Source organism: Bacillus sp. JJ1127, assembly GCF_036965845.1.
Taxonomy (GTDB): Bacteria; Bacillota; Bacilli; order Bacillales; family Bacillaceae_G; genus Bacillus_A.
Genome location: NZ_JBALQK010000446.1, coordinates 1 through 2,330 on the forward strand (window position 1 = coordinate 1; position 2,330 = coordinate 2,330).

Here is a 2,330-nt window from a genome sequence, read left to right on the forward strand (position 1 = left end):
AATATTGACTCAAATCCATACTTTGGAAAAGCAGCTACGATTTTCTTTGCTACATCATGTTTCTCTGCCAAACAAAAATACACTTTTAACCCTCCTTATAAACGTTATAGAATTTTTATTATCCGGTCACTATTTCTAGAAGATGATCCAACTGATATCAACTATTTTAAAATAGTCCCCCTCATATGAATTATGAGCTTTTTCATCCGAAAATCTAAGAAAACAAAAAAATAGATAAACCATTTACCAGTTGGTTTACCTATTAATAAAAGAACGCAGTATTGTTTTCTATATAAACAGAGATATTTGACCGCTTTCCTCTTCAAGTACCTTTACATCTGTAGCAGAGCAATCAACTGTTTGTTTTCTTCTATGATTTGTACTAATTCCTTCTCGAATTTCACTAAGCAATAACTGGTCTATAGCTAAATTAAACTTTTTTCAAAACAGTTCATCTTTTTTATAAAACCGATACGACTTAATTTAAAAGCTACAACAACAAACGGAATTTCCCCCTTATAAAGCAACCAAATATACGTTTTTTTGTAATTGAATAAACATTTCTTGTAAAACTAGGTTTAATGACACGTTTGCTTGTCTTCTTGTATAACCTTTTTCTAAAAGTTCTATAGCATCAGCTATCCCTTTTACACCTAGCTTTTCTGCATGTAGCTCTAAAATATTGACTTGACTTTGAAAGGAAATAAAATTCTTCCTATTTGTTAAAGCATATAGCACATCTTTAAGCCATATATTTATAAATTTAAAAAGAATGGACTCTTTTTCTTTTGTATCTATTAACTTTAATAACTTTATTATTTCTATAAAAACTGCAGGTTCCATCAAACTCTTCATTAAATTGACTATTTGCAAATATAGATCCATAAACCACTGCTCTTTTGCTAATGATATAGCTTTATCAATATTATTTGTCATGCGAGTCAAAAGTTTCACTATGTCTTGAGAAAGATTAGCTGCAGATAATTCCTCTTCATATTCTTCCATAGGTGATACTAGAAAATTTAAAATTTGGCATCTAGATTGAATAGTACTAAGAACCTTCTGTATATTTTCTGCAATAAGAATGGTCGTTGTATTCCCATCAGGTTCTTCTAAAAATTTTAATAAACTATTAGCAGCACTAGTTGTTAGCATCTCGACTCGATCAATAATATATATCTTTTTTGATAGTTCAGTAGATGTATACGATATTTCTTTGTGTAGCTGCTGGATTTGCTCCTTCTTAATACTTCCACCCTCTTCTGGTGAAATAATAACCACGTCAGGATGAACATTGTTATTTATACGATTACAATTCCTGCACTCATTACATGGTATTCCCTCTGAATTTTCTAAACAAAATAGACTTTTAATAAATAAAAGCGATGTTTCTTTTTTAAAAGTACCTGCTTCACCATTAAATAGATATGCATGACTCACTTTTTTATTTATTAATCCATTTCTCAATATTGTCCCTACGATATGTTGCTTTTGCATAACCTCGTTCCAAGACATAATTCTTGTCATCATAACCACTCCTTTGTTTTTTAACACAAAAAGACCTTTCGAAGAAACAAGTGCTATTGCAAAAAACTTACAATAATTCTTATAACCCGAAAGGTCTTATGTATTATTAAAAAAAATAAAAATAGTATCTTTTAAATATTAACGAAAATTCAGATAATTTTCAAGTGTAATCATTAATACTTCCATATCATTTAAATCTTCTCCACTTTTTGTCTCTTATTAATTGAAGTAGAAATCAGCCGGCAACCAATATACTAAAAGTAATTACAAATATATTAAAATCTAATACATTCTTTATACATATAAACTATTAATCCAATACCGCACACAAATCTTTGTTTTTTTCCAAACTATGGTATTCTACTAGTATTATCATTTTTTTCGAAAGAGGCGATATTTATGTCCAAAAATTTTTTTTATGCAGATTTAGATATGATAAATGGTAAAGGTGTATTAATCACAGGTCACGGAAAAGGAATAGTTAATAAGAATTCTAATATTAACGGAGGATATATAGCTGCCGACATGGTTAGGCTAATTGCTAAAAACGATGAGCTATATGGTTACCAAGGATATCTTGAATCAGAAGACGATGAATTAACTAAAATTGAATACCTTTTATACTTTTTCGCACAATCCGAGCTAAATCAGCCAATGGAACCCTCTACTATAACTGCTGAAACATATTTATCATTGAGTAAACATAATATTGATACTGGTGAAATTTTAAATGGTAAGCCGTCTCAAACATATAGTGAATATGAAGATATTTTAAAACAAGTAAATAAAGTTCATTTTATTTC

At 29.2% G+C, this 2,330-nt stretch carries 3 protein-coding genes; 2 read left to right on the plus strand and 1 reads right to left on the minus strand.

Translation table 11 applies throughout. From position 1 onward, the window contains the following. Positions 1–189 (plus strand): hypothetical protein (locus V7183_RS25730; protein WP_335361308.1); only part of this gene is annotated, 189 nt, incomplete at its 5' end. Positions 190–516: 327 nt separating this feature from the next. Here the strand turns inward: V7183_RS25730 and V7183_RS25735 are convergent. Continuing rightward, the gene (locus V7183_RS25735) at positions 517–1,527 is read right to left on the minus strand and encodes a DNA polymerase III subunit delta' (protein WP_335361309.1); all 1,011 of its coding nucleotides are present in this window, start codon (positions 1,525–1,527) and stop codon (positions 517–519) included. Between the two features lie 399 nt (positions 1,528–1,926). Between V7183_RS25735 and V7183_RS25740 the strand changes: the two genes are divergently transcribed. Continuing rightward, positions 1,927–2,330 (plus strand): hypothetical protein (locus V7183_RS25740; protein ID WP_335361310.1); only part of this gene is annotated, 404 nt, incomplete at its 3' end.